The following is a 26,406-nucleotide window of genomic DNA, read 5'->3' as shown; positions in this document are numbered from 1 at the left end:
TTGTTCTGATGTGCGTTATAGCACGATGGACCCAGCGCGTCCCGGGAAGGCTCGGTACGGTAAACCCCAGCCGAACGTCCCCGGACCGGCGTCTAGGGGAGTTGGTCGGGATTTTGCCGAAATCAAGCCGTGCTTCTGCAACTATTGGCGGATTTCGTCGCCAGTGTGGTTTTGGGCATGGTCAGCCCCAATAAAGGGGGAAACATCATCAATACCCGAAGTTTGGGCGCCCGCCTGACCGATGCACGGTCGGTCTGGATCGCCACCATTGCCATCCCCCTCCTCCTGCTCGCCCCTGCCTTCTGGAACGGCTATCCGCTGCTCCAATGGGATACCGGCGGCTATCTGGCCCGCTGGTATGAGGGCTATCTGGTGCCAAGCCGGTCCACCGTGTTCGGCATCTACCTCCATCTCGGCGAGACATCGGGCTTCTGGCTCAACCTCGGTGTCCAGACGCTGGCGACGCTGTGGATCCTGCAGCTGACGCTGCGCGTGCTCGACCTCGCCCGGCCGGTCCGGCTGATCGCGATCAGCCTTGCGCTGATCGCCACCACCGCGCTGCCCTGGCTTGCCAGCATGCTGCTGACCGACATCTTCGCCGGCCTGTCGGTGCTCGCGCTCTTCATCCTCGTGCTCTGCGGCGACAGGATCGCGACGCCGGAGAAAGCGGTGCTGTTCGGCTTCACCGCATTCTCGGCCGCAACCCACAGCGCGACGCTCGCCGTGCTGCTCGGCCTGTGCTGCGTCGGCTGGATGCTGCGTCCGTGGCTCGGCCGGCGCATCCCGGTCGCAAGCCTCGTGCAAGGCAGCCTGACCATCGTTGCGGGCGCGGCGATGCTGCTGGCGGCTAATTTTGCGCTGTCCGGACAGCTCGCCTGGACGCCCGGCGGCATCGGCGTCGCCTTCGGCCGCATGCTGCAGGATGGCATCGTCACGCAATATCTGCGCGACCATTGCGCGAAGGAGAAGTTGAAGCTCTGTCCCTATCGCAACGAGTTGCCGCCGACCGCCGACGACTTCCTGTGGGGCCACAGCATGTTCAACACGCTCGGCCGCTTCCAGGGACTGAACGACGAGATGGGATACATCGTGCAGCGTTCCCTGGCCGAATATCCGGCATGGCAGGCCACGGCGGCGCTGAAGGCAACCGCCGACCAGCTGATGCATGTCGCGACCGGCGAAGGCACCAACGGCTGGATCCCGCATACCTATGGGATCATCGAGCGCTACATTCCCGCGCAGGTCGCGCCGATGCGCGCGGCGCGACAACAAAAATGGCATCTCGACTTCACCGCGATCAACCGCATCCACGTGCCGGTCGCGCTGGCCTCGATGCTGCTGGTCGTGCTGCTGTTCGGCCGCGGACTGTGGCAGCGGCGGTGCGACGACATCACGGCACTGGCGGGCACCGTCACGCTCGCTTTGCTCGGCAATGCCGTCGTCTGCGGCGTGATCTCGGGTCCGCACGATCGCTACGGCGCGCGCCTGGTCTGGGTTGCGACCTTCGTGGTGCTGATCGCAGCCGCGCGTGCCTTGGCCAGGGATGACGAGAACGACGACGAACTACTTCCGCCGCGACAGGAAGTCGATGACCCCGGTCTTGTAGACCTTGTCGCCGACCGCGCGCATATGATCGCGGTTCGGAATGTCGAGCACCTCCGACCCCAGAATGACCCGGCCGAGCGCTGACGCCGAACCCGCGATCTCATCCTTGCTGCCGACCGCGATCAGCACCGGCACGCCGATCCCAGCGGCCTCCTCGCGCGTCATCAGCCGGCGCGAGCCGCGCAGGCAGGCCGCGAGCGCGCGGCGATCGGAACGGGTCTGATCGGCAAAGGCGCGAAAGGTGCGGCCGACCGGATCGGTGACATCATCGAGCGACGGCGCCTCCAGCGCCAGCGCGACGTTCTCGCCCGGACCGCCGCCCTCGATCAGCCCGATGCCGATGCCACCGAGGATCGCCGAGCGCACCCGATCGGAATGTTCGCGCGCCAGGATCGCTGTCATCCGCGAGCCCAGCGAATAGCCCATGATGTCGGCGCGCGCGATTCCGAGATGATCCATCAGCGCGATCACGTCGCTTGCCATGATCGCGATCTCGTACTGCGCGGCGTCGTAGAGCTTGGCGGACTCGCCGTGGCCGCGATTGTCGAGCGCGATGACGCGACGGCCGGCCTTGACGAGATCCGACACCCAGGTCGGATAGATCCAGTTGACGTTCTTGCTCGAGGCAAAGCCGTGCACGAGCACGATCGGTTCGCCTGCGCCTTCGTCGATATAGGCAATTTCAACATCGCCGTGGTGGAAACTCGGCATCATGCATTCCGTCGTTGCTTGGGATTGTTTCTTGGGATTGTTTCTTGAGATTTTCGATTGGCGATCGACAGGCGACCGCAACCCTACCCTTGGGCGGGCATACTCGCCAGCGTTGCCTGCGCAGCCATCTGCCGCTTCAGGCGCAACGCCTTGCTTCGTCTGAGCCACCACGCGGTGGTCCGCTCGGTGGTGGCCTTGATCGACGACAGCAAGCCGAACAGCGCAAGCAGCGCGCCGAACAGCCACATGGAGAGGTCGAATGCACCGGCCGCGAGCAGCAGCGCGCCGCGGCCGAGCAGCTTGATGATGGCGCGGGTCTGCCCACCCTTCACCTCGGCGATGCGGGCCGCGCGCGCGATCTCCTGTGGGTTCTCCGCGACCTTGAGCGTGTCCCGCGCCGCGCGAACCCCGGCCGCCTCACCAATGCGTCCAACATCCTTGGCGGTGCGCACCAGCGCGCCGGCCTTCTCGGCGCGGAATGCCGCGCGGATCGCGGTTGCAGTTTCCATCGGCCGCAGCACCGAGCCGGAGGCGACCGCCTCGCGCAGCGCCGGCTGGTCGACGACGTCGCGGGTCGAGCGACCGGCCCATGCGATCATGCCCTCGCTCAGCCGTCCGGCCTTACGCGTGTCCTTGACCAGCGTCAGCCCGGCGCGCAGCGGCGCAGCGCCGCCGACCGAGACATACGTCGCCGCGGTCACGGCGAGCCCGGCGGCCGCAAGGCCGAGCACCAGCTGGTCGGTGTCCTCGCCCATCACGAGGTGCTTGCCCTCGCGCACCACATCCCTGACGTCGCCGAACACGAACAGGTCGCCCGCGACGGTGCCGGACAGGCTTGCGACGTCGTCGGCATTGCCGGTCACGAGGCCGGTGGCGAATCCCTTGGCGAAATGCGTGGTGGATGATTGCTCGGCGCGCGCATCATCGACACGCTTGGTGAGTTCGTCACTGAGCGCGATGTTCTTGTCGCCCGCGAGCGCGACGAAGCTCACCGCAAGGTCAGCGTCGCCTGCGGCGAGTGCCGCCTCGATATTGTCCGAGATCAACGCCGGGTTGTTGCGCAGAACGGAATTGAGCCTGATGTCGGCAAGCGCCGCGGGATCGTCCCGCACAGCGAGCACGGTGCCGGCGTCACGGGCATGCGGCCAAATGGCTGCGCCGACGGCGGCGCTTGCCGCCAGGCCGACCACCGCGAAACTGAGGCGGACCCCGTTCATCCCGCTGAAAACCTCTAGTTTTATTCGCCTTGTTCAAGCCGCTTTGGACATAGTGTGCCGTTTTTGAGACACAACGGCTCCGACCAAAGAAGGGCTTCTCTGGGACGACAAGATTGTGTCGAATTTGCATGAGCAAATGAGCCATCGGGGCTCTAGGAATCAACCGTTCCCGCCAGTATGGTGCGCGGCATTTCGCGATGCCGCATGCTGTTTGCGTCTGCCCGTCGTTGCCATCAAGGTGAGAATATGTCCGACCACGTCGTCCCGCACTTCCATAACGATGCCGGTGTCTCGGTGATCGAGATCGGATCGCAGGAGTTCATGTGCGTGGGCGCCAATCCTCCGTTCGACCATCCGCACGTGTTCCTCGACCTCGGCAACGACAACGAGATCATCTGCCCGTACTGCTCGACGCTCTATCGCTTCGCGCCCGACCTCGCTGCCGGCGAAGCACGCCCGCCGGAATGCGTGCTGAAAGACAAAGTCGCCTGACCGGTCCGTGGCGCTGACGCGAACCGTCATCGTTGCCGGTGCCGGGATCGGAGGACTGACGGCGTCGCTGACCTTGGCGGCACAAGGCTTTCGCGTCGTGGTGCTGGAGAAGGCCGAGCGGCTCGAGGAAGCCGGCGCCGGCCTCCAGCTCTCTCCCAATGCCAGCCGCATCCTGGTCGAGCTCGGGCTCAAGGAACCGTTGGCGCGGCGCGCGGTCACGCCTGAATCCGTCACCATCCTGAGCGCGCGGGCCGGCGGCGAGATCGCCCGGATGCCGCTCGGCCAGGCGGCCGAGTTCCGCGCCGGCGCGCCCTATTGGGTGATCCACCGCGCCGATTTGCAGGCCGCGTTGCAGGCCGCCGTCAACGACCATCCCGATATCGAGCTGCGGCTCGGCTGCCAGTTCGAGGACGTGACCAAGCACGCCAAGGGCCTGACGGTCATGCAGCGCCGCGGCAATTCACGGCAGGAGGAATTGGCCGTCGCGCTGATCGGCGCCGACGGCATCTGGTCGTCGGTGCGCGGACATTTGTTTCCGGATGTACAACCGCAATTCTCCGGCCTGATCGCCTGGCGCGGCACGCTGGACGCAACCGCCCTGCCGCGTGAATACACCGCGCCGCGCGTGCAGCTGTGGATGGGGCCGGACGCCCATCTCGTCGCCTATCCGATCTCGGCCGGACGCCAGATCAATGTGGTCGCGATCGTGTCCGGCACCTGGAACCGGCCGGGCTGGAGTGCGCCCGGCGACATCAACGAGATCAAGCGCGCGTTCGCCACTGCGCGCTGGCCCGCCACGGCGCGGATGCTGATCGGCGCAGTCGACGGCTGGCGCAAATGGGCGCTGTTCACCCTGCCCCATATCGGCCGCTGGAGCGAAGGCGCGGTGACGCTGCTCGGCGACGCCGCGCATGCCATGTTGCCGTTTGCCGCCCAAGGCGCCGGCATGGCGATCGAGGATGCCGCCGTGCTCGCCAAGGCGCTGAGCGACAGCACCGGTGAGAACACCGGAAATATTTCCGCCGCGCTGAAGCGCTACGCGCAGATGCGGCGCGCGCGCGTGGCGAGGGTGCAGCGCATGGCTCGGCAGCAGGGCCGCATCTATCATTTGAGCGGAGCCGCGGCGATCGCGCGCGATCTCGCGATCCGCGCCATCGGACCGGAGCGCATGCTGGCGCGGCAGGACTGGATCTACGACTGGCGCGCCTGAGCGATCGTGCCCTGCGCGCCAACGCGCCCGAAGCGCCGATCTCAGTGGACGAGGCCGCGCGGTGCGCGAGGGCCCTTCGGCGCCGGCGTGGGGGCTACGGGCGCGGCCGGCGGGGTGTCCGGCGGGGCTTCGTGGCACTTGCCCTTGCGCCAGGCCTCTTCCGCAAGCTTCTGCTGGGAGTGGATCGAGATCAGCTCGTTGCGATAGACCATCTCCGAGACCACGGTACCGCCGACGCCGGTCTCCGCCTTGGCCATCAGCCTTTCCTGCTCCGTCGCACGGGACTTGAGGCCCGTGCGCTCGGCCTCGAGCTGCTTGCAGTCATACAGTTCGTATTTGGCGGGATCGGCAAATGCCGACGGCACATTGTCGCCGATCTGCGCGCAGCCGGAAACCGCCGCGGCCGAGACGAGCAGCGTAACGATGGCTGCCGCGCGCAACGGATTTGGGCGGCTTGGGAAACGAACGGACATTCGGCTTTCTTAGTCGGACAGTGTTGAGATTGCCTAAAGCAGCCACCGGTGTCCGGATTGAGGCTCAATCGCGGCGGCGCGCTGCTTATCCCAATGCGGCGCGGCCGACGCAAATGGAATCGCAGGCCGCAAGCTTAAGCCTTTGAAAGCTCACCTGTTAGCACCGGATAATGACAATTCCACTCCGCGCCCAAACGCGCTAGAAATCCGCGCGCCTGGCGCAACGCGGACGTGGCGGAACTGGTAGACGCAAGGGACTTAAAATCCCTCGATGGCAACGTCGTGTGGGTTCGAGTCCCACCGCCCGCACCAGCCTTCGCTCGCTTCGCGAGCTGCGGCTTGGCAAGCCCGGCAACTTCTTCGTCAGCGATGGCTGCCCGCCAGCATCAATCAAACCCCAGTCCGATCCGCCGCTCCTTCTTCCACATCACCCGGCAGCTGTGGCGCTCGCCGTCGATGGCGAGGACGAAGCGATCGGGAAACCACAGCGGCGAGTTGACCTCGATGCAAGCACCTTGAGGCGAGAGATTGCGGACCGTGCAGGGGATCGCCTCGCTGCCGAATTCGATCGCCCCCGACTTGAGGACGCGGCGACGCGAGCCGGCACGCCGCTCGTCGGTTGGCATTGGCTGGTGCGCGTTGGCTGGTGCGGGCCTGGTGGGGTCGTCGGCCATGAACCGGTCGGGGGTACGTACACAGACTGTCACGTTACGGCGCAATACTGACGAGAACCTTAAGGCGCGTCCAGCAGAGCTGGCATGCCAATGCTGTGGCCAAACCGCCTGCGCAGGCACATGCGGTATTGCGATGCTCGCATCACCTCATCGTGTTGTCCGATTGTGGCGGGGTTCACACGCCGCGATCGCCACGGGGTGTAGCCTTCGCGCATTGGAAATTCCGGCCGCGCATGTCGTGGCCGCGGCATTTCGACATCAATTTTGCCCGGAGATCGGCGATGGCGATTGCAAAGGCGCGCGATCATGGCGCCTCCAATCTCGAACACGGTGACGACGCGGCCCATTGCAGCAACGGGCTCAATGTACAGCAATTCCGTGACGCAACGCCCGACGAGCGCGCGATCTACCGGCGATGGATTCGCGGCGTGATCATGGTGTACGGATTGCTGGCACTTGCCGCGGGGGCCGCAGTCTGGATCAACGGCGCCGGCACCGGGCAGACGCAGCTCACCAGCTTGTCCAGTCCGAGCGGCGTGAGATCAGGCCACGCCAATTAGCTGTCGCAAAGAAAAATGGCCGGGACGAGCCCCGGCCATTTGTTTTGCGTCGAGCCGAGGCTTACTCGGACTTGTCGATGTTCCAGAAGATCGGCGTTGCCGGGCCGTCGAGCACGCCGGTCAGCGACTTCCGCCAGGCGCTCGGTCCCTGATACTGGCCGAGCGGAATGTAGATGACCTGCTCGTAGGCTTCCTTCTGAATATCGGCCGCGATCTTCTTCTGCTCGTCGAGCGAAGACGCGCGAACGAAGGCATCCTTCAGCTTCTCGATCTTGGCGTCCTCGGCCCAGCCGAACCAGCCGCCATTCTTGCCCTGCCCGCCAATCGAGAGATTGGCGATCGGGTTGGAGACGTCGGCGCTGACCCAGTTGGTGAAGAACATGTTCCAGCCGCCCTCCTTCGGCGGCTTCTGGCTGGCGCGGCGGGTCACGACAGTCTGCCAGTCGGTCGCTTGCAGGTCGACTTTGAAGCCGGCGTCGCGCAGCTGCTGGGCGACGACAATCGGCTGCGCCTTGAGCGTGGTGACGTCGCCGGGCGCCATGATGACGACGGGCGTGCCGTCATAGCCCGACTCGGCGAGCGCCTTCTTGGCCGCCGCCATGTCGCCGCCCTTCAACAACGTCTCGCCGCCGACATCGGTCGCGAACGGAGTATCACAGATGAAGAACGCGACGCAGGTCTTGTAATATTTGGGATTGCCGATCAGCGCGTCGAGCACCTGCTTCTGGTTGATCGCCAACAGTGCCGCCTGGCGAACCTTGATGTTGTCGAAGGGCGGGTAGAGGAAGTTCATGCGGCCCAGCGTCTGGAAACCGGCCTTGTTCAGCGTATCGATCTTGATGTCCTTGTCGGCTTCCAGGACCGATAGCGTGTCAAGCGACGGGTTCTCCAGGAAATCAATATCGCCGGACTGCAGCGCATTCATCGCGGTCTGGGCGTCGGCCATCGTGACCCACTCGACGCGGTCGACCTTCACCACCTTGCCGCCCGCGGTCCAGCTTGCCGGCTCCTTACGCGGCACGTAATCCTTGTTCTTGACGTAGACCGCCTTCACGCCCGGCTGGAATTCAGCCTGCACGAACTTGAAAGGGCCCGAACCGATCTGCTCCGGAATCGGCTTGTCCGGCGGCGTTTCGGCCAGCCGCTTCGGCATCATGAACGCGACGCGCGACGACGGCTTGCCGATCGACTCCAGCACGAGGCCGTAGGGTTCCTTCAGCTTCAGCGTGATCGTCTTTGCGTCGGTGGCTTCGATGCTCGCCGTGAAGTCCATCAGCTTCTGGCCCATGCCGTCGACCTTGGCCCAGCGCTTCAGCGAAGCGACGCAGTCTTCGGCCGTCACCGGCGCTCCATCGTGCCACTTCAGGCCGTCGCGCAGCGTGAACGTGTAGGTGAGCTTGTCGGAGACCTTCCAGTCCGCCATCTGCGGCTGGATCTTGAAGTTGGCATCCGTCGCCAGCAGCGTGTCGTAGATCATGTAGCCGTGGTCGCGCGTGATATAGGCTGTGGTTAGAATCGGATCGATGACGCGCAGGTCCGAATGCATCACCGCGGTGATGGTCTTGTCCGCGGCCATCGCCTGCGGCGCAAACGACAATTCCTGCGGTGCGAATGACAGCGCAAGCGCCGACAACGCAGCCGCGAGCGTGCGGCGTTTCCAACGCGAGATAGGGAACATGCAAATCTCTCCTGACGTGTAACTGGTCAAAGCCGGCTTATTCGTTATGCATGCGGTCCGTTATTTAGGCGAACTAACATGCTGTATGGCTTGTGAAATCGAGACTTGCACCAAGCGCCAAGCGCGTCAATCGGTTTCGATCCGGATCGGACGTACACAAACGAATGAGGCCGCGGGCCGGATTTTGGCTTTACAAAATCGTCGGCGGAGATTTTCGTGAGCGCCGCGCGATGCCGGCGCCGTCAGAACAACAAGAGAGAACAACGATGAACCCCGCCAATCTCCCCTTTGACTCCGAAGCGATGCTGCAGGGCCTGCGCAGCTGGGTGGAATGCGAGAGCCCGACCTGGGACGCGGCTGCGGTCGAGCGCATGCTCGATCTCGCCGCGCGCGAGATGGCGGTCATGGGTGCGACGATCGAACGCATCGCCGGACGCCAGGGCTTTGCCGGCTGCGTCCGCGCCCGCTTTCCGCATCCGAAGCAGGGTCAGCCCGGCATCCTGATATCAGGCCATCTCGACACCGTGCACCCGGTCGGCACCATTGAGAAGCTCAAATGGCGCCGCGAAGGCAACAAATGCTTCGGGCCCGGCATCTTCGACATGAAGGGCGGCAACTATCTGTCGATCGAGGCCATCAGGCAATTGGCCCGCGCGTCCTTCACGACGCCGTTGCCGATCACCGTGCTGTTCACACCCGATGAAGAGGTCGGCACACCGTCGACGCGCGACATCATCGAGGCGGAAGCCGCGCGCAACAAATATGTGCTGGTGCCGGAGCCCGGCCGGCCGAACAACGGTGTCGTCACCGGCCGCTACGCGATCGCGCGCTTCAATCTGGAAGCCACCGGCAAGCCGAGCCATGCCGGCGCGACGCTGTCCTCCGGCCGCTCCGCGATCCGCGAAATGGCCCGTCAAATCATCGCCATCGACGGCATGACCACCGAGGACTGCACCTTCTCGGTCGGCATCGTGCATGGCGGCCAGTGGGTCAATTGCGTCGCCACGACCTGCACCGGCGAAGCGCTCAGCATGGCCAAGCGGCAGGCCGATCTCGATCGCGGCGTCGAACGCATGCTGGCGCTGTCCGGCACCGCCAACGACGTAACCTTCAAGGTGACGCGCGGCGTCACGCGCCCGGTGTGGGAGCCGGATGCCGGCACCATGGCTCTATACGAAAAGGCAAAGGGCCTTGCGGCCGGGATGGGCCTCGATCTTCCGCACGGCAGCGCCGGCGGTGGATCGGACGGCAACTTCACCGGTGCGATGGGCATCCCCACGCTCGATGGTCTCGGCGTTCGCGGCGCCGATGCACATACGCTCAACGAGCATATCGAGGTCGACAGCCTGGCCGAGCGCGGCCGCCTGATGGCGGCGCTGCTGGCGACGCTGGACTGATTGCACTGCACAACACGTTGGCACTGCCGGATCGAAATTTAGCCTTGTCCAATTTTAAGGCTTCGCCTACGGTCCGGCCGTCCAACGCGACGATGCGGGAGAGATCGAGGCGACAACATTCGTGTTGTCAGCTTCGGCGCCGATGGAGCAACCGCCCCGGAAACTCTCAGGCAAAAGGACTGTATCGTCAGGACGATCTGGAGAGAGACGGACATGGCCGCAGATCAAGGGCCGTGACGTCCACCGAAGGGGATAGTTCGCGTCCGGGCCCCGGCCCGGTGCGGATCAAGCTCTCAGGTACCGTGACAGATGGGGCGTCGAAACACCCGGTTTCACCGGTGGTTCGGCGACTCTAACAACACGGGAGCCTGAAGACCATCATGCCTCACATTGCGATCATTGGCGCCGGCATCACCGGCGTGACGACGGCCTATGCCCTGCTCGAACGCGGCTACAAGGTGACTGTGCTCGACAGGCATCGCTACGCCGCGATGGAAACCTCATTCGCCAATGGCGGACAGTTGTCCGCCAGCAACGCCGAAGTCTGGAACAGCGCGGCGACCATTCTCAAGGGGCTGCGCTGGATGCTGAGAAGCGACGCGCCGCTCTTGATGAACCCGAAGCCGAGCTGGCACAAATATTCCTGGATCGGCGAGTTCGTCGGTGGCATCGCGCGCTATCGCAGCAACACCATCGAGACCACGCGGCTCGCCATCGAAGCGCGCAAGCATCTGTTCTCGATCGCCGAGCGCGAGAACATCGCCTTCGATCTCGAACGCCGCGGCATCCTGCACGTCTATCACGACAAGGCCGGCTTCGAGGCAGGCCTGCGGGTCAACACCTTGCTGCAGCAAGGCGGGCTCGACCGCCGGCCGGTGACACCGGACGAGATCCGCAGCATCGAACCCGCGCTGCAAACCGCCTGCTATGGTGGCTTCTTCACGCCGTCCGACGCCACCGGCGATATCCACAAGTTCACGCGCGGCCTCGCCGAGGCTTGTGCGCGGCGCGGCGCGAGCTTCATCCATGAGGCCGACGTCGACACGGTCGCGCGCGGCGACGACGGCTTCCGCATCGGCTGGAACGAAACCGCGTCGCACGATGCCGAGCCCGCGACGCGGCACGAATTGCAGGCCGACGGCCTCGTGATTTGCGCGGGCGTGGCGAGCCGCCGCTTCGCGGGCTTACTCAACGACCGCGTCAACGTCTATCCGGTGAAGGGCTATTCGATCACGGTGCAGCTCGATGCGCCGCAAAGCCGGGACGCCGCGCCGACCGTCAGTCTGCTCGACGAAGCCGCCAAGATCGTCACCAGCAGGCTCGGCGCCGACCGCTTCCGCATTGCCGGCACCGCCGAGTTCAACGGCTTCAACCGCGATATCAGGGCCGACCGCATCCAGCCGCTGGTGGATTGGGTGCGCCATCATTTCCCCGGGGTCGATACATCCAAAGTCGTGCCGTGGGCGGGGCTGCGTCCGATGATGCCGAACATGATGCCGGTGGTGCGCGCCGGCCGGATTCCAGGCGTGTTCTACAACACCGGCCACGGTCATCTCGGCTGGACGCTATCCGCCGCGACCGCGCAGATGGTCGCAGGCGCGATCGACGACTGGCGCGATCTCGATACGCCGCCGATGGCGCCGGCGTTCGGTCGCGGGCTCGACGATGTACCTGCCAATGCTCGCAAGGCTGAAATCAATCCACCTTCCAGTGGACTGCTTCGCACGTCATCGGAGGACTAATCACACCAGCAGGACCGACTAGCTGCACCGCAAAAACCGCAGCACCGATGGCACGGGACTTGCTCAACTTCTACCCTGTGTTTGCTACCATCTGTGCTACGGTCCGGTGTGCAACGGTCCCGCTGGGGACTTCATCGACCACAACCCAACGGATCCAATTTGCTCGGATATCTGCTTCGCCGCATCCTCGCCGCCATTCCCGTGATGGGCGTGGTGGCCCTGTTCGTGTTCCTGCTGCTGCGGCTGACGCCGGGCGACCCCGCCGCCATCCTCGCCGGCGACAATGCGACGCCGGAACAGCTTGAACGCATCCGGACCTCGCTCGGTCTCAACGAGCCGATCTACATCCAGTTCTACACCTGGGTCGCGAAGCTGCTGCATGGCGACCTCGGCGTCTCGCTGATCTCGAACAAGCCGATCCTCGAGATGATCGGCCCGCGCCTCGAACCGTCGATCTCGGTCGCGCTCGCCACCATCATCCTCTCGATCCTGGTCGCAGTGCCGCTCGGCGTCATTGCGGCATGGAAGCACGGCACCTGGATCGACCGCTGCGTGATGGGGCTGTCGGTGCTCGGCTTCTCGGTGCCGGTGTTCGTGATCGGCTATGTGCTGATCCAGGTGTTTGCGATCTACCCGTTCCGCTGGGTCCCGGTGCAGGGCTTCAAGAGCATCTCGGCCGGCTTCGGTCCGTTCTTCGAACGCATCATCCTGCCGACCTGCACCCTCTCCTTCATCTATGTCGCGCTGATCGCGCGCATGACGCGGGCCTCGATGCTTGACGTGTTGGGTGAGGACTACGTCCGCACCGCGCGCGCCAAGGGCATCGGCGAGACCGGCGTGCTGCTGCGCCATGCGCTGCGCAACGCCGCGGTCCCGGTCATCACCGTGATCGGCTCCGGCTTCGCGCTCTTGATCTCCGGCGTCGTCGTCACCGAAAGCGTGTTCAACCTGCCCGGCATCGGCCGCCTCACCGTCGACGCGGTGCTGGCGCGCGACTATCCGGTGATCCAGGCGATGATCTTGTTGACGTCGGGCATCTATGTCGCAGTCAATCTCTTGATCGACGTCGCCTACACCCTGCTCGATCCTCGTATCCGGTACTGAGCAATGGCGATCGAAACCCTTCCCGAAGCCTCGATTCCCGTCACCCGGCCGTTCCGCGTCAAGTTCGGCTTCCTGACCTCGACGCCGATCATCGCGGTTGCGACGATCTGTCTTGCCCTCATCATCCTGATGGCGATCTTCGCGCCGCTCCTTGCGCCGCATGATCCACTCTTGCTGACGCCGTCGCAGCGACTGAAGCCGTCGAGCGCGCAATATCTGCTCGGCACCGACGCCTATGGACGCGACCTGTTGTCGCGCGTCATCTACGGCGCGCGGATCTCGCTGGTGATCGGGCTCGGCGCCGCCGTCTGCTCGATCGCCATCGGGCTCGTGATCGGCCTGGTCGCCGGCTTCTTCCGCTGGGTCGATGCGGTGATGATGCGCGTGATGGACGGCCTGATGGCGATTCCCGCCATCCTGCTTGCGATCGCCGTGGTGTCGCTGTCCGGCGCCAGCATCTGGACCGTGATGGTCGCGATCACCATCCCCGAGATCCCGCGGGTGGCGCGGCTGGTGCGCTCGGTGGTGCTGACCGCACGCGAGGAGCCCTATGTCGAGGCCGCGATCTCGCTCGGCTCCAGCCTGCCCAAGATCATGTGGCGGCATCTGATGCCGAACACGATCGCGCCGCTGATCGTGCAAGGCACCTATGTCTGCGCATCCGCGATCCTGACCGAGGCGATCCTGTCGTTCCTCGGCGCCGGCATCTCGCCGGAAACGCCGACCTGGGGCAACATCATGGCCGAGGGCCGCGCCTTCTTCCAGGTCAAGCCGTCGCTGATCTTCTGGCCGGGACTGCTGCTCTCGATCGCCATTCTCAGCATCAATCTGATCGGCGACGCCGCCCGCGACGCGCTCGATCCCCGCATGAAGCAGCGTGAGGGCAAGTGACGGCTTCAGCGCTTCTGAAGCCGTCATTGCGGGGCGATGCGAAGCATCGAACCTCAGATGCGCAGTGCGCATCGGGGAATCTCGAGATTCCGGGTCTGGTGCTGGCGCACCATCCCGGAATGACATTGGATAGTTCCCGTTGCTTCGCTCCTCACAGCCGCGCCAAGAGAGCCTGACATGACCAACGTCGTCCTCGACATCAACAACCTCGTCGTCGGCCTCGGCCGCAAGGCCGATGCGCACCGTATCATCGACGACCTCTCGCTAAGGGTGCACGAGGGCGAGACGCTGTGCCTGGTCGGCGAAAGCGGCTCGGGCAAGTCGGTGACCTCCCTGACCACGATGGGCCTGTTGCAGAAGGGCACGCTGGTGCCGTCGGGCGGCAGCGTCAAACTGGTCGGCGAGGAGCTGCTGACCGCCACCGACCGGCGGCTGCGCCAGTTGCGCGCCACGCGGATGGCGATGATCTTCCAGGAGCCGATGACCGCGCTCAATCCTGTCGTGCCGGTCGGACGCCAGATCGACGAGGTGCTGCGCGCTCATACCGATCTCGACGCCCGCGCGCGGCGCCAGAAGATTTTGGCAATGATGGAGCATGTGCGGCTGCCAGACGTGCAGCGCATCTTCTCCTCCTACCCTCACCGCCTCTCCGGCGGCCAGCGCCAGCGCATCATGATCGCGATGGCGCTGGTTCTGGAACCGAAGCTCCTGATCGCCGACGAGCCGACCACGGCACTTGACGTTACTACCCAGAAGCAGATCCTCACGCTGATCCGCGACCTGCAACGCGATCACGGCACCGCTGTTCTGTTCATCACCCACGACATGGGCGTGGTGGCGGAGATCGCCGACCGCGTCGCGGTGATGCGCCACGGAAGGCTGGTCGAGGCCGGCCCGCTGCAGGAGGTGCTGCGCACGCCGAAGATGGAGTACACCCGCAACCTCCTGTCCTCGGTGCCGAGCCTCGTGCCGCGCGCGCCACGCCCCGACACGAAAGAGCCGGTGGTGCTGGAAGCCAACGAGCTCAGCAAGGTCTACCGGGAGCGCTCGCTGTACGGCAAGGCCCGCGAGGTCTCCGCCGCCAGCAACGTCACGCTGACGCTGCGCAAGGGCCGCACGCTCGGCATCGTCGGCGAAAGCGGCTCCGGAAAATCCACGGTGGCGCGCTGCATCGTCCGCCTGATCGATCCGACCTCCGGCGGCGTGCGGCTTGCCGGCCGCGAGATCTCCGAGCTGTCGCGGCGGCTGTTGCAGCCGCATCGCCAGAAGATCCAGATCATCTTCCAGGACCCCTACCGCTCGCTCAATCCGCGCGTCACCGTCGGCGAGAGCATCGCGGAGGGCCCGATCAATTACGGCATGCCGCGCAAGGATGCGCTGGCACGGGCCCGCGAGCTGCTCGAGCTGGTCCATTTGCCGCCCGACGCGATCTCGCGCTACCCGCACCAGTTCTCCGGCGGCCAGCGCCAGCGCATCGCGATCGCACGTGCGCTGGCGCTCGATCCCGACGTGCTGGTGGCGGACGAAGCGGTGTCCGCGCTCGACGTCTCGGTGCAGGCGCAGGTTCTGGAGCTGCTCGACGAAATCCAGCGGCGGCTGGGCATCGCGCTGCTGTTCATCACGCATGATTTGCGCGTCGCCGCCCAGATCTGCGACGACGTCGCCGTGATGCAGCGCGGCCGTGTCGTGGAACAGGGACCGGCGGCGGAGGTGCTGACCAACCCGCAGCAGGCCTACACCCGCGCGCTGCTCGATGCGGCGCCGGGCCGCGGCTGGGATTTTGCGAACTTCCGTCCCGTTTCGGAAGCCATTGTGGCAACGGCCTAGGTCTTTAATTGTCCCGTAGCCCGGATGGAGCCAACGGGTCGCGCGAACGCGCGCCCGATGACAGGCTCCGCGAAATCCGGGGCGATCGATCCGGCGCGCAGGTCCCCGGATTGCGCTTCGCTTCATCCGGGCCACCACGGCGCTCCGCTCGCAATGACGGACTGCGCTGAGGGCATGCAAATCCGGCAGTGCTCCGCGGCTTGCGCTTGGCGCGACGACACGCTTAACGTCGCGCGCGAGAGCATGACCTGGAAGGTGGGCACTGGTTTTCCCGAAAGATCGCGCTCCAACCAACGAGGCCGGATCGTGGTGCGAACCATTCCAGTCGCACCTTGATCGAAGAAACGTATCGAGACCAACTTGATGACCCGCATTGCCGTTGGCGGCTTCCTGCACGAGACCAACACCTTCGCACCGACGAAGGCAACCTATGACGACTTCGTGCATGGCGGCGGCTGGCCGTCGATGACGCGCGGCGCCGAGGTGCTCAAGGTGATGCGCAACATCAATGCCGGCCTCGCCGGCTTTGTCGAGGCGGCGGAAGCCAATGGCTGGGAGCTGGTGCCGACGATTGCGACCGGCGCGACCCCGTCGGCACATGTGACGAAGGATGCCTTCGAGCGGATCGTCAAGGACATGGTCGACGGCATCGTCGCCGCCGGGCCGATCGATGGCGTCTATCTCGACCTGCACGGCGCCATGGTGACCGAGCACTATGACGACGGCGAAGGCGAAGTCCTCGCCCGCGTGCGCAAGGCGATCGGCAAGGACGTTCCGCTGGTTGCGAGCCTCGATCTGCATGCGAACGTCTCGCCCGAGATGATCGAACATGCCGATGCACTGATCGCCTACCGCACCTATCCGCATGTCGACATGGCCGACACCGGCCGCGCCTGCGCCAGGCATTTGGCCCTGTTGCTCAAATCCGGGCAACGTCTCGCCAAGGCGTTCCGGCAGCTGCCGTTCCTGATCGCGATCAGCTGGCAATGCACCAACGACCAGCCGGCCAAGGGCATCTATCAGAAGCTTGCGGCGCTCGAGAGCGACGCGGTTCCGACGCTGTCGTTTGCGTTCGGCTTTCCCGCCGCCGATATCAGGGACTGCGGCCCGAGCGTATTCGCCTATGGCCGGACCCAGGCCGATGCCGACGCCGCCGCCGACAGCATCGCCGCGCTGGTCGAAAGCCACGAGAACGATTTCGACGGCCCGATCCATACGCCCGACGAGGGCGTGCGGCTGGCGATGAAGCTAGCGGCATCGGCGTCGAAGCCGATCGTGATCGCCGATACCCAGGACAATCCCGGCGCCGGCGGCAATTCCGACACCACGGGCATGCTGCGTGCGCTGGTGCGCAACGGAGCAAGTGCCGCCACCGGCGTGATCTGCGACCCGCAATCGGCGCGCGCGGCGCACGCGGCCGGCGTCGGTGCGACGGTCACGCTCGATCTCGGCGGCAAGTCCGGTATTCCGGGCGATGCGCCTTACCGCGAGACCTTCCTCGTCGAGAAGCTTTCCGACGGCCGGTTCGTCGCGCCGGGGCCATTCTACGGCGGCCGCGACATGGATATGGGACCTTCGGCCTGCCTGCGGATCGGCGACGTGCGCGTGGTGGTCGGCTCCTACAAGGCGCAGCTTGCGGACCAGGCGATGTACCGCTATGTCGGCATCGAGCCGACCACGCAGAAGATCCTGGTCAACAAGAGCTCGGTGCATTTCCGCGCCGATTTCGAGCCGATCGCCGAAAAGCTGCTGATCTGCGCCGCGCCCGGGCCGATGCCCGCCGATCCCGCCACGCTGCCGTGGAAACATTTGCGGCCGGGCATTCGTATCAAGCCTAACGGCCCGACTTTCACACCCGCCTCCCCATCACGCACAAACGGATAGAGACCATGCCGACCATTGAGCGCATCGACAGTTTTGCCGACGAACTCACCGCCATCAGACGGGATCTGCATGCGCATCCCGAGATCGGCTTCGAGGAGGTGCGGACGTCGGGCATCGTCGCCGAGAAGCTGACGAGCTGGGGCATCGAAGTGCATCGCGGCCTCGGCGGGACCGGCGTGGTCGGCGTGCTCAAGGGCAAGGGCAACAGCACCAAGAAGATCGGCCTGCGCGCCGACATGGACGCGCTGCCGATGGAAGAGAACACCAACCTGAAGTGGCGCTCGACCATTCCCGGCCGCTTCCATGGCTGCGGCCATGACGGCCACACCACGATGCTGCTCGGCTCGGCGCGTTATCTCGCCGAGACCCGCAATTTCGACGGCACCGTGCACTTCATCTTCCAGCCGGCCGAGGAAGGCCTCGGCGGCGCGCGCGCCATGATCAAGGACGGCCTGTTCAAGCAGTTCCCCTGCGACGAGGTCTACGGCCTGCACAACGCGCCCGACCTCAACCATGGCGAGATCGCGATCCTGCCGGGCCCGGCGATGGCCGCAGCCGACTTCTTCGACATTAGGATCCAGGGCTATGGCGCCCATGGCGCGATGCCGGAGCGCTCCAAGGACGCGGTGGTGATCGCCATGACGCTCGGACAGGCGTTGCAGTCGATCGTCAGCCGCAACGTCGATCCGCTGCAGGCTGCGGTGCTGTCGATCACCCAGATCCATTCCGGTTCGGCCTACAACGTCATTCCCGGCGACGCCTGGATGTGCGGCACGGTGCGCTGCTTCTCCGAGGAGATCCGCGCGCTGATCCGCAAGCGCATGCGCGAGATCGCTGCCGGCTTTGCCGCCGCGTATGGCGCCGAGATCTCGGTCGAGATCCGCGACGGCTTCAGCGTGCTGGTCAATCAGGAAGAGCAGTCCCGCGTGGTCGAGGACGTCGCGCGAACTGTGGTTGATCCGGCCAAGGTGATCACCCGCTCGACGCCCAAGATGGGCAGCGAGGATTTCGCAGACATGATGCAGGCTGTTCCCGGTGCGTATTTCTGGGTCGGCCACGATGGTTCAGTGCCCGTGCACAATCCCGGTTACGTTCTCGACGACAAGATCCTGCCGATCGGCGCCAGCATGTTCGCGCGCATCATCGAGAAACGCATGCCGGTAGGTGCGCATGCATAAGCCGAAAGCGGACGCCATCACATCGCTGCACGATCTCTCCGCCGTCGACCTGCTCGCCGGCTATCGTGCCAAGCAGTTCTCGCCCTCCGAGGTGCTGGAGGAAATCATCTCCCAGGTCGCGACCTGGGAGCCGCACATCAAGGCGCTCTACCTGTACGACCCGGATGGAGCGCGCAAAGTCGCCAAGGCGTCGACCGAGCGCTGGCAGCAGGCCGAGCCGGCCGGCACGCTCGACGGCGTGCCCGTCACCATCAAGGACAACGTCGCGACCAAGGGCCAGCCGGTGCCGCTGGGTGCTGCGAGCGTCAAGCTCACGCCTGCGGAAAAGGATGCGCCACCCGCCGCGCGGTTGCGCGAAGCCGGCTGCGTGATCTTCTCCAAGACCACGATGCCAGATTACGGCATGCTGTCGTCCGGGCTGTCGTCGTTCCATCCCCTGACCCGCAATCCCTGGGATGTCAGCAAGAACCCCGGCGGTTCGAGCGCCGGCGCTGGCGCGGCCGGCGCCGCCGGCTACGGGCCGCTGCATCTCGGCACCGACATCGGCGGCTCGGTGCGGCTGCCGGCCTCCTGGTGCGGCCTCGTCGCGCTGAAGCCGAGCCTCGGCCGCGTGCCGATCGACCCGCCCTATGTCGGCCGCGTCGCCGGGCCGATGACCCGCACCGTCGACGACGCCGCGCTGATGATGAGCGTGCTGTCGCGCCCCGACCGCCGCGACGGCATGAGCCTGCCGGCGCTGGAAGTGAACTGGAAGGCGCTGGAGAAGTCGCCGCGCAAGCTGCGTATCGGGCTGATGCTCGATGCCGGATCCGGCCAGAAGGTCGAGAAGGAAGTCCGCGAGGTCGTGGTCAAGGCGGCCAAGGCGTTCGAGTCCGCCGGCGCCGTGATCACTGAGATCGACGGCATCCTGACGCCCGAGATGCTCGAAGGCCTCGATAATTTCTGGCGGGCGCGGACCTGGGACGAGCTGTCGAAATTGTCCGAGGCCGAGCGCGGCAAGACCCTGCCCTACATCCTCAACTGGGCCGAGGCCGGCGCCAAACTCTCCGGCGTCGATGTGGTGCGCGGCTTCAACCAGACGATGGCGATCCGCGCGGCCGCCGCAAAACTGTTCTGTGAGGTCGACTATGTGATCTCGCCGGTGTCGCCGGTGGTGAACTTCCCGGCGGAGTTTGCAGCACCACTCAACGACCCCGCGAAGCCGTTCGAGCACATCTGCTTTACCGTGCCGTGGAATATGTCGGAAAATCCGGCGCTGTCGATCAACGCCGGCTACGACAAGAAGGGCTTTCCGATCGGCGTCCAGATCATCGGCCGCCGGTTCGACGACATCGGCGTGCTCGGCATGGGCAAGGCATTCGAAGGCCTGCGCGGCCCGCAGAAGCCGTGGCCCGCGCCACCGAAGAAGTAGCGCCTCAACGCAAGTGCGGATGCGCGGAGCCAACCTCGCGCATCCGACTTCTTCACAAGGGATGATTGCCGGGTTAACTGAATGGAGACGCGCGCCAGCGCCGTTCATTCAAGAAAACCGAGAGGAAATCATCCCCATGGCGTATGAGACGATCAAGTACGAGGTCGCCGAGCAGATCCTGACCATCACGCTGAACCGGCCCGACAAGCTCAACGCCTTCAACGCCACGATGCAGCAGGAGCTGATCGACGCGTTCGACAAGGCCGACAAGGACGACGACGTCAGGGCGATCATCGTGACCGGCGAAGGCCGCGGCTTCTGCGCCGGCGCCGATCTCTCCTCCGGCGCCAATACGTTCGACCGCGACGCGCGGCGCGGCCCGGTCAAGCGCAACGCCGACGGCAGCGTCGACTACAGCGATCCGCAGGTCCGCGACGGCGGCGGCCAGGTGACGCTGCGGATATTCAAGTGCCTGAAGCCCGTGATCGCCGCGGTGAACGGCCCGGCGGTCGGCATCGGCGTCACCATGCAGCTCGCGATGGATATCCGCATTGCCTCCGAAGCCGCGCGCTTCGGCTTCGTGTTCTCCCAGCGCGGCATCGTGCCGGAGGCCGCTTCGAGCTGGTTCCTGCCGCGCATCGTCGGCATCTCGCAGGCGCTGGAGTGGTGCTACTCGGGCCGCGTGTTCCCGGCGCAGGAAGCGCTCGCCGGCCGGCTGGTCAGCAAGGTGGTGCCGCCGGACGAGCTGCTGCCGACCGCGCGCGCGCTCGCCAAGGAGTTCGCGGCCAAGACCGCGCCGGTTTCGGTGGCGCTGATCCGCCAGATGATGTGGCGCATGATGGGCGCCGACGATCCGATGGAAGCGCACAAGGTCGACAGCCGCGGCATCTATGCCCGCGGCCGCTCCGAGGACGTCAAGGAAGGCGTGGTGTCGTTCCTGGAAAAGCGCCCGGCGCAGTTCAAGAACAAGGTCTCGTCCGACATGCCGGACTATTTCCCATGGTGGCAGGAGCGCGACTATAAGTGAGCGAACGGCGTCACGCGGCGTCACCATCTGACGGCGTCGTCCTGCTGCACGGCATCAGCAGGACGGCGCGTTCGTTTCGCAGGATGGAGCTGGCACTCAACGACGCCGGCTTCGCCACCCTCAATCTCGACTATGACAGCCGGCGCAAGCCGCTCGATGCGCTGGCCGAGGACATCCACCCGCCGCTCGATCGCTTCGCGCGGAACCTCGATGGCGCCGTGCATGTCGTCTGCCATTCGATGGGTGGCCTTCTGGCCCGCGTCTATCTGGCACGGCATCGCCCCACGCGGCTCGGCCGCGTCGTGATGCTGGGCACACCGAACGGCGGCAGCGAGATCGCAGACCGCCTGAAGAACCTCGCCCCCTATCGCGCCTTCTTCGGCCCGGCCGGCCAGCAGCTCGTCACCCGCCGCGATGCCGCGACCAGCGCACTGCTGCCGCCGATCGATTATGAGGCCGGCATCATCGCCGGCAACCGCTCGGTCTATCCGATCACGTCGATCGGCCTGCCGCGGCCGCATGACGGAAGGGTGTCGGTCGCCAACACCAGGCTCGACGGCATGGCCGATCACATCGTGATCCGCACCTCGCACCCCTGGCTGGTGCGCAACCACGAGGCGATCGCGCAGACGATTGCCTTCTTGCGAGACGGGACGTTCGCAAGGATGCGCTGATCAGGCGGCCCTGATGCTGCCGATGAAGCTCTCGACGTGGCCCCGCATCCGCGCCGACTGGCGCGACAGGTCCTGGGAAGCCTCAAGCACCTGGCCCGCAGCCGCTCCCGATTCTTCCGCCGCGCCTGTGACTGCGCCGATATTGGCCGAGATGTCGCCGGTGCCCTTGGCCGCATGCTGAACATTGCGCGCGATCTCCTGGGTCGCCGCGCCCTGCTCTTCAACCGCGCTTGCGATCGATGAGGCGATCTCGTTGATCTCGTCGATCGTGACCGTCATGCTCCGGATCGCGGTCACGACGTCGCCTGACGTCGCCTGGATCGCGCCGATCTGCGCCCGGATATCGTCGGTCGCTTTCGCGGTCTGTTCTGCTAGCGTCTTGACCTCGGCGGCGACAACGGCAAAGCCGCGGCCGGCGTCACCGGCGCGGGCCGCCTCGATGGTGGCGTTGAGCGCCAGCAGATTGGTCTGGCTCGCGATCTCGCTGATCAGCTTGACGACGTCGCCGATTTTCTCCGCCGCGGCGGACAGCCCCTGCACCGTCTCATTGGTGCGCCGCCCGTCGGCTGCGGCACGCTGCGCGATCTGCGCCGACTGCGTCACCTGCCGCCCGATCTCGCCGACCGAGCCCGACAACTGCTCGGTTGCAGCAGCGACCGTCTGCATGTTGCTGGACGCTGCCTGCGTCGCGCCGGCAACATTGGCGGCCTGCTCGCTGGTCTCGCCGGCGCTGCGGCTCATCAGCGCAGCCGTCGCCTCGAGCTGGGCCGACGCCGATATCACCGCGTCGATGACCGTACCGATGTCATCGTGGAACCGGTTGGTGAGGTCGTCGACGCGCGCAACGCGGGCCGCGCGCTGGTTGGCGGCCTCACTATCCTTCGCGGCGAGCTCGGCGGAGCGGATCATGCTTTCCTTGAAGAACCGCACCGCGCGCGCCATCACGCCGATCTCGTCGCCGCGATCGGTGGCGTCGACCTCGAGATCGAGATGTCCTTCCGCCAGCCCGGTCATGTTGCCGGCCAGCGTGTTGATCGGCACAGTGATGCTGCGTGCCATCGCCAGCACGGCGAGCGATCCCGCAAGCAGCGCCAGCAGCATCATTCCGGCGACAACGCCGAGGCTCATGGTCGCCTCTGTCTTCTTGTCGGCCATCAGGCGCGACAATTCGACGGCAAGGCCGTCCTCGACCGTCTTGAGCATATCGATCCGGACGGTGGCGGCGTCGAACCAGGATTTGCTGTCGAGCGACTTTAAGTCGCCCGCGAGCCCGCCCTGCTCCACCGTCTTGCGCATGGCATTGAATGTATCGATGGCGCCGCCCGACAGCGTTCGGGTGAACAGCTCTCGCGCCTCCCGCGACGCGACGGCGCGGAACGCACTGAAGAAACTCTCCTGGGCCGCCGCAAGTCCAACCGCGCGGACGTAGAGCTGCGGCTCGAAGTGGCCCGCAGCGATGCCGCCGGCGACGGCAGCACGCTCCTGCCCGGCGCGCTCCTTGCCTTCGATCAGATTGGCATAGGCGGCGATAGATTTCGAAATCTCGTCGTCGCCGCTGAGCTTCGCAATGCCGGTGATCACCGTGATCAGTCGGCCGATCGTATCGGTCAAGTAACCGACCGCCGCCGGTGGCGTGATCGCGAGCCCATCGATGTCGGTGCGGCGTTGGCCGAGCTGACCGATGGCATCTTGCGCCGCCTGCGCGGCCGCGGCCAGATCCCCGGTTCCCGACTGTTTGAGATCCACGAGCGCTGACTCGGCGGTCGTCCGCTCCGCATCGGTGCGCTTGCGCTGCTCACCAAGCTCGCCGCGCATCTGCGCGCCTTTGCTGCCGAGATAGGCCGACGACAGGCCGCGCTCGCGCTGCAGCTCGTGCACCAACCGGCTGAGCCTGCCGACGCCCTCGGCGACCGGCTGCATCCGGGCGATGTCTGAACGAACCGACCATTTCGCCGAGATGTCGTAGATTGCCAGCGCCGCAAACGCGATCAGCGGCAGCAAGGCGGAGAACGCAATGCGATAGAGTATCCTGGTGTTCTTCAACATGATTCAACCCCCGGTTGGATCATGCCTACATCCGATTGGTAAAAAAGCCCTGCGGCGGCGCCGCCGAAGTTTTTGGCAGGCGCTGCGCAGAACGCGTGCAAAGGACGTAGTTCTACCGAGTGATTAGCGCCACCCGCCCGATCGCCTTGCGTTCAATCAACAGCCGCATCGCTTTCGCGTAGTCCTCCAGCGGCAGCCGGTGTGAGATATTTGGCCGCACCCGGCCGGCCTCGGCCCATTCGCTCAGCGCCTTGAACCTGACCTCGCCGAGCGCCGGATCCTTGCGCACCGCCTCGCCGGCGCGAACGCCGAGCACGCTCGCGCTCTTGATCATCAACAGATTGGTGCGGGCGAGACCGATGCCGCCGGTGAAGCCGACGACGAGAATCCGCGCGCCCCAGTTGATGCAGCGCATCGAGTTCTCGAACACCTCGCCGCCGACCGGATCGAACACGACATCGGCGCCGCGGCCGTCGGTGAGGCGCTTGACCGCATCACGGAACGGCTCGCGCGCATAGAGCACGAGATGATCCGCGCCACGTTGTTTCGCGATCGCAAGCTTCTCCTCGCTGGAGGCCGCCGCGATCACGGTGGCGCCGAGCAGCTTGCCGATCTCGACCGCGGCAAGTCCGACGCCGCCGCCGGCGCCATGCACCAGCAGCACCTCGCCCGGCTTGATCTGCCCGCGGTCGATCAGCGCATGATATGCGGTGCCGTGCGCGGCAAGAAAGGTCGCGCCTTCCGCATAGTCGAAGGTCGACGGCACCGGCACGAGTTGCGACGGCACCGCGACAGTCTCGTCGCAATAGGCGCCGAACCGCATCTTGACGATCACCCTGTCGCCGACGGAGACACCGGATGCCCCATTGACCTCGACGACATCGCCGGCGGCTTCCGAGCCCGGCGTGAAGGGCAGCGGCGGCTTGAGCTGGTACTCGCCGGCGGCCATCAGGATGTCGGGGAAATTGATCCCCGCGGCGCGGATCGCAACGCGCACCTGCCCCGGCTGCAACGGCACCGAGGCGAAGGTCTCCAGTTGAAGGCGCTCGGGCGGCCCGAGCTCGCGGCAAACGACGGCTTTCGGCATCAGGCGGCTCGCGCCTTGAGGCGGGCCAGCGCCTCGCGGATCAGCGGCAGGCGGTCGTTGCCGAAATACATGTCGGTCTTGTCGAGATAGATCGTGGGCGAGCCGAAACCGCCGCGCGCCATCACCTCCTCGGTGTTGGCCTTGAGCTGATCCTTGATCGCCTGGTCGCCGATGCCGGCGAAGAACTGCGCCGGGTCGATCCCGAGCCTGGTGCAGATCTCGCTCAGCACCGCATCCTGCGAGATGTCCTTGTCATCGCCCCAATAGGCCTCGAACACCGCGCGCGCGAACGGCACCATTTTCTCGTTGCCGAGAAGGATGCAGCCGCGCATGGCCTTGACGCTGTTCACCGGAAACACCGTCGGCGGCATCTTGATCGCAAGCCCCGCCGAGCGCGCCCAGTCGGCGAGATCCTTCTTCATGTAGCGCGCCTTCAGCGGCACCGGCTTCTCACGCTGGGCGTAGACCGACGGATTGACGGTGTTGAAGATGCCGCCGACCAGGATCGGTCGCCAGGCGATATCAACGTCGAACTCCTTCGCGAGCGGCTGGATGTTGTGCCAGGCGAGGTAAGTCCACGGGCTGGAACAGTCGAAGAAGAATTCGATCATGGCGTTTCCTTGTGTTGTGGTCTCAGTTTCGTCATTCCGGGGCGCGCCGCTCGGCGCGAGCCCGGAATCCATACTCACGATGGTGGTTATGGATTCCGGGCTCGTCGCTCCGCGCCGCCCCGGAATGACAGCGAATCATTTCTTCTCGACAAGCTCCTTCGCGCGCTGGCCGAACATGTTCTTGCGGGATTCCTCGTCGAACGGCTCCTTGACGAATTTTCCGATCGCAAGCCCTGCCTGCACCTGTGGCCGCGCCCGCACGGTCGCGTACCACCGCTTGATGTTCGGGTAATCGTCGAGGGTGAGACCCTGCGCCTTGTGGGTCATGGTCCAGGGGAAGCAGGCGATATCGGCGATCGAATAATCGGGGCCTGCGATATAGGCGCCGGTCTTGCCGAGCTGACGGTCGAGCACGCCATAGAGCCGCGCAGTCTCGTCGCGGTAGCGCTCGATCGCATAGGGAATCTTCTCGGCGGCATAGAGTGCGAAATGGCCGTGCTGGCCGAGCATCGGCCCGAGGCCGCCCATCTGCCACATCACCCATTGGATGACGTTCGACCGCGCACGCAGCTCCCTGGACAGGAAGCGGCCGGTCTTGTCGGCGAGATAGATCAGGATCGCGCCGGTCTCGAACACCGAGAACGGCCCGCCGCCGTCGGCCGGCTGATGGTCGACGATCGCGGGGATGCGGTTGTTCGGACTGATCGCCAGGAATTCGGGCCGAAACTGCTCCCCGGCGCGGATGTTCACCGGGATCACCTGATAGGGCAGCCCCAGTTCCTCCAGCATGATCGAGATCTTCCAGCCATTCGGCGTCGGCGCGTAGTGCAGGTCGATCATCGGCGTCCCTATTCCCATCACAAAGACTTTTGTTGTTCTGTACCTCCACTCTAGGACATGGCACACA

General features: G+C 65.4%; 22 protein-coding genes, 1 tRNA gene, 1 pseudogene and 2 riboswitches. Of the genes and pseudogenes, 15 read left to right on the top strand and 9 right to left on the bottom strand.

What is annotated here, in order from left to right:
• Positions 1–177: 177 nt before the first annotated feature.
• A pseudogene (locus ACVINW_RS26520) lies at positions 178–1,548 on the top strand (hypothetical protein); the annotation flags it as partial.
• Between the two features lie 15 nt (positions 1,549–1,563).
• Here the strand turns inward: ACVINW_RS26520 and ACVINW_RS26515 are convergent.
• Entirely contained in the window at positions 1,564–2,316 is a 753-nt protein-coding gene (locus ACVINW_RS26515) for an alpha/beta fold hydrolase (protein ID WP_456756506.1), read from the bottom strand.
• A gap of 83 nt (positions 2,317–2,399) precedes the next feature.
• On the bottom strand, positions 2,400–3,533 hold the full coding sequence (locus ACVINW_RS26510; protein WP_456754025.1) for a hypothetical protein: 1,134 nt from the start codon (positions 3,531–3,533) through the stop codon (positions 2,400–2,402).
• 246 nt (positions 3,534–3,779) lie between these two features.
• On the opposite strand from ACVINW_RS26510, the gene ACVINW_RS26505 reads away from it, so the two are divergent.
• Together ACVINW_RS26505 and ACVINW_RS26500 are read left to right on the top strand one after the other, a co-directional pair.
• Complete coding sequence (locus tag ACVINW_RS26505) at positions 3,780–4,025, top strand: zinc-finger domain-containing protein (protein ID WP_021077734.1); 246 nt, start codon at positions 3,780–3,782, stop codon at positions 4,023–4,025.
• A 7-nt stretch (positions 4,026–4,032) separates the two neighbouring features.
• Positions 4,033–5,235 carry an FAD-dependent monooxygenase gene (locus tag ACVINW_RS26500; RefSeq protein ID WP_456754024.1) on the top strand — a complete coding sequence of 401 codons (1,203 nt, stop codon included), beginning with the start codon at positions 4,033–4,035 and terminating at the stop codon, positions 5,233–5,235.
• A gap of 41 nt (positions 5,236–5,276) precedes the next feature.
• On the opposite strand, the gene ACVINW_RS26495 is transcribed toward ACVINW_RS26500, so the two are convergent.
• The gene (locus ACVINW_RS26495; protein WP_456754023.1) at positions 5,277–5,708 is read right to left on the bottom strand and encodes a twin-arginine translocation pathway signal; all 432 of its coding nucleotides are present in this window, start codon (positions 5,706–5,708) and stop codon (positions 5,277–5,279) included.
• Between the two features lie 225 nt (positions 5,709–5,933).
• Between ACVINW_RS26495 and ACVINW_RS26490 the strand changes: the two genes are divergently transcribed.
• Positions 5,934–6,020 (top strand) — tRNA-Leu (locus tag ACVINW_RS26490).
• A gap of 74 nt (positions 6,021–6,094) precedes the next feature.
• Here the strand turns inward: ACVINW_RS26490 and ACVINW_RS26485 are convergent.
• Positions 6,095–6,382, bottom strand: a complete 288-nt coding sequence (locus ACVINW_RS26485; protein ID WP_456754022.1) for a PilZ domain-containing protein — start codon at positions 6,380–6,382, stop codon at positions 6,095–6,097.
• A gap of 281 nt (positions 6,383–6,663) precedes the next feature.
• Here ACVINW_RS26485 and ACVINW_RS26480 point away from each other — a divergent pair, with 281 nt between their 5' ends.
• On the top strand, positions 6,664–6,942 hold the full coding sequence (locus ACVINW_RS26480; RefSeq protein WP_456754021.1) for a hypothetical protein: 279 nt from the start codon (positions 6,664–6,666) through the stop codon (positions 6,940–6,942).
• A gap of 61 nt (positions 6,943–7,003) precedes the next feature.
• On the opposite strand, the gene ACVINW_RS26475 is transcribed toward ACVINW_RS26480, so the two are convergent.
• Entirely contained in the window at positions 7,004–8,620 is a 1,617-nt protein-coding gene (locus ACVINW_RS26475; protein ID WP_456754020.1) for an ABC transporter substrate-binding protein, read from the bottom strand.
• Positions 8,621–8,886: 266 nt separating this feature from the next.
• Between ACVINW_RS26475 and ACVINW_RS26470 the strand changes: the two genes are divergently transcribed.
• The 10 genes from ACVINW_RS26470 to ACVINW_RS26425 all read left to right on the top strand — a co-directional run bounded on the left by ACVINW_RS26470 (position 8,887) and on the right by ACVINW_RS26425 (position 21,755).
• A complete protein-coding gene (locus ACVINW_RS26470; RefSeq protein WP_456754019.1) occupies positions 8,887–10,017 on the top strand; it encodes a M20/M25/M40 family metallo-hydrolase in 1,131 nt (376 codons plus the stop codon).
• A gap of 85 nt (positions 10,018–10,102) precedes the next feature.
• Positions 10,103–10,209: riboswitch (glycine riboswitch) on the top strand.
• A 3-nt stretch (positions 10,210–10,212) separates the two neighbouring features.
• Positions 10,213–10,328, top strand: a riboswitch (glycine riboswitch).
• 69 nt (positions 10,329–10,397) lie between these two features.
• On the top strand, positions 10,398–11,759 hold the full coding sequence (locus tag ACVINW_RS26465; protein WP_456754018.1) for a D-amino acid dehydrogenase: 1,362 nt from the start codon (positions 10,398–10,400) through the stop codon (positions 11,757–11,759).
• A gap of 159 nt (positions 11,760–11,918) precedes the next feature.
• Positions 11,919–12,863 (top strand): ABC transporter permease, encoded by a 945-nt coding sequence (locus ACVINW_RS26460; protein WP_456754017.1) that lies wholly within the window; start codon positions 11,919–11,921, stop codon positions 12,861–12,863.
• 3 nt (positions 12,864–12,866) lie between these two features.
• Positions 12,867–13,754, top strand: coding sequence for an ABC transporter permease (locus tag ACVINW_RS26455; RefSeq protein WP_456754016.1), 888 nt, complete (start codon positions 12,867–12,869; stop codon positions 13,752–13,754).
• Positions 13,755–13,931: 177 nt separating this feature from the next.
• Positions 13,932–15,581, top strand: a complete 1,650-nt coding sequence (locus ACVINW_RS26450; RefSeq protein WP_456754015.1) for an ABC transporter ATP-binding protein — start codon at positions 13,932–13,934, stop codon at positions 15,579–15,581.
• A 363-nt stretch (positions 15,582–15,944) separates the two neighbouring features.
• Positions 15,945–17,465 (top strand): M81 family metallopeptidase, encoded by a 1,521-nt coding sequence (locus ACVINW_RS26445; RefSeq protein WP_456754014.1) that lies wholly within the window; start codon positions 15,945–15,947, stop codon positions 17,463–17,465.
• A gap of 5 nt (positions 17,466–17,470) precedes the next feature.
• Positions 17,471–18,643, top strand: a complete 1,173-nt coding sequence (locus tag ACVINW_RS26440; RefSeq protein WP_456754013.1) for a M20 aminoacylase family protein — start codon at positions 17,471–17,473, stop codon at positions 18,641–18,643.
• Positions 18,636–20,054 (top strand): amidase, encoded by a 1,419-nt coding sequence (locus ACVINW_RS26435; protein WP_456754012.1) that lies wholly within the window; start codon positions 18,636–18,638, stop codon positions 20,052–20,054. Before ACVINW_RS26440 ends, ACVINW_RS26435 begins: the two co-directional genes overlap by 8 nt.
• 136 nt (positions 20,055–20,190) lie before the next feature.
• Positions 20,191–21,081 (top strand): crotonase/enoyl-CoA hydratase family protein, encoded by an 891-nt coding sequence (locus tag ACVINW_RS26430; RefSeq protein WP_076858572.1) that lies wholly within the window; start codon positions 20,191–20,193, stop codon positions 21,079–21,081.
• Positions 21,078–21,755, top strand: coding sequence for an esterase/lipase family protein (locus tag ACVINW_RS26425; protein WP_456754011.1), 678 nt, complete (start codon positions 21,078–21,080; stop codon positions 21,753–21,755). The genes ACVINW_RS26430 and ACVINW_RS26425 overlap by 4 nt, the downstream gene beginning before the upstream one ends.
• Here ACVINW_RS26425 and ACVINW_RS26420 read toward each other — a convergent pair whose 3' ends face one another.
• The 4 genes from ACVINW_RS26420 to ACVINW_RS26405 form a co-directional block, all read right to left on the bottom strand.
• Complete coding sequence (locus tag ACVINW_RS26420; RefSeq protein WP_456754010.1) at positions 21,756–23,801, bottom strand: methyl-accepting chemotaxis protein; 2,046 nt, start codon at positions 23,799–23,801, stop codon at positions 21,756–21,758. It lies immediately after the preceding gene.
• A 112-nt stretch (positions 23,802–23,913) separates the two neighbouring features.
• Positions 23,914–24,888: an NADPH:quinone oxidoreductase family protein gene (locus ACVINW_RS26415; RefSeq protein ID WP_456754009.1), complete on the bottom strand. Its 975-nt coding sequence runs from the start codon at positions 24,886–24,888 to the stop codon at positions 23,914–23,916.
• Positions 24,888–25,499 carry a DsbA family protein gene (locus ACVINW_RS26410; protein ID WP_456754008.1) on the bottom strand — a complete coding sequence of 204 codons (612 nt, stop codon included), beginning with the start codon at positions 25,497–25,499 and terminating at the stop codon, positions 24,888–24,890. The genes ACVINW_RS26415 and ACVINW_RS26410 overlap by 1 nt, the downstream gene beginning before the upstream one ends.
• A 135-nt stretch (positions 25,500–25,634) precedes the next feature.
• Entirely contained in the window at positions 25,635–26,339 is a 705-nt protein-coding gene (locus ACVINW_RS26405; protein WP_456754007.1) for a glutathione binding-like protein, read from the bottom strand.
• Between the last annotated feature and the right edge of the window lie 67 nt (positions 26,340–26,406).

Source organism: Bradyrhizobium sp. USDA 4461 (genome assembly GCF_054055655.1).
The sequence above is the reverse complement of the archived record's forward strand: the minus strand, read 5'-3'. Positions and strand labels throughout refer to the sequence as shown.

What these genes read in the sequence shown, in the direction of transcription:
- ACVINW_RS26515 (WP_456756506.1), bottom strand. Translation starts at nt 2,316, where the DNA reads ATGCCGAGTTTCCACCACGGCGATGTTGAAATTGCCTATATCGACGAA.
- ACVINW_RS26510 (WP_456754025.1), bottom strand. Translation starts at nt 3,533, where the DNA reads ATGAACGGGGTCCGCCTCAGTTTCGCGGTGGTCGGCCTGGCGGCAAGC.
- ACVINW_RS26505 (WP_021077734.1), top strand. Translation starts at nt 3,780, where the DNA reads ATGTCCGACCACGTCGTCCCGCACTTCCATAACGATGCCGGTGTCTCG.
- ACVINW_RS26495 (WP_456754023.1), bottom strand. Translation starts at nt 5,708, where the DNA reads ATGTCCGTTCGTTTCCCAAGCCGCCCAAATCCGTTGCGCGCGGCAGCC.
- ACVINW_RS26485 (WP_456754022.1), bottom strand. Translation starts at nt 6,382, where the DNA reads ATGGCCGACGACCCCACCAGGCCCGCACCAGCCAACGCGCACCAGCCA.
- ACVINW_RS26480 (WP_456754021.1), top strand. Translation starts at nt 6,664, where the DNA reads ATGGCGATTGCAAAGGCGCGCGATCATGGCGCCTCCAATCTCGAACAC.
- ACVINW_RS26475 (WP_456754020.1), bottom strand. Translation starts at nt 8,620, where the DNA reads ATGTTCCCTATCTCGCGTTGGAAACGCCGCACGCTCGCGGCTGCGTTG.
- ACVINW_RS26470 (WP_456754019.1), top strand. Translation starts at nt 8,887, where the DNA reads ATGAACCCCGCCAATCTCCCCTTTGACTCCGAAGCGATGCTGCAGGGC.
- ACVINW_RS26465 (WP_456754018.1), top strand. Translation starts at nt 10,398, where the DNA reads ATGCCTCACATTGCGATCATTGGCGCCGGCATCACCGGCGTGACGACG.
- ACVINW_RS26455 (WP_456754016.1), top strand. Translation starts at nt 12,867, where the DNA reads ATGGCGATCGAAACCCTTCCCGAAGCCTCGATTCCCGTCACCCGGCCG.
- ACVINW_RS26450 (WP_456754015.1), top strand. Translation starts at nt 13,932, where the DNA reads ATGACCAACGTCGTCCTCGACATCAACAACCTCGTCGTCGGCCTCGGC.
- ACVINW_RS26445 (WP_456754014.1), top strand. Translation starts at nt 15,945, where the DNA reads ATGACCCGCATTGCCGTTGGCGGCTTCCTGCACGAGACCAACACCTTC.
- ACVINW_RS26440 (WP_456754013.1), top strand. Translation starts at nt 17,471, where the DNA reads ATGCCGACCATTGAGCGCATCGACAGTTTTGCCGACGAACTCACCGCC.
- ACVINW_RS26435 (WP_456754012.1), top strand. Translation starts at nt 18,636, where the DNA reads ATGCATAAGCCGAAAGCGGACGCCATCACATCGCTGCACGATCTCTCC.
- ACVINW_RS26430 (WP_076858572.1), top strand. Translation starts at nt 20,191, where the DNA reads ATGGCGTATGAGACGATCAAGTACGAGGTCGCCGAGCAGATCCTGACC.
- ACVINW_RS26420 (WP_456754010.1), bottom strand. Translation starts at nt 23,801, where the DNA reads ATGTTGAAGAACACCAGGATACTCTATCGCATTGCGTTCTCCGCCTTG.
- ACVINW_RS26415 (WP_456754009.1), bottom strand. Translation starts at nt 24,888, where the DNA reads ATGCCGAAAGCCGTCGTTTGCCGCGAGCTCGGGCCGCCCGAGCGCCTT.
- ACVINW_RS26410 (WP_456754008.1), bottom strand. Translation starts at nt 25,499, where the DNA reads ATGATCGAATTCTTCTTCGACTGTTCCAGCCCGTGGACTTACCTCGCC.
- ACVINW_RS26405 (WP_456754007.1), bottom strand. Translation starts at nt 26,339, where the DNA reads ATGATCGACCTGCACTACGCGCCGACGCCGAATGGCTGGAAGATCTCG.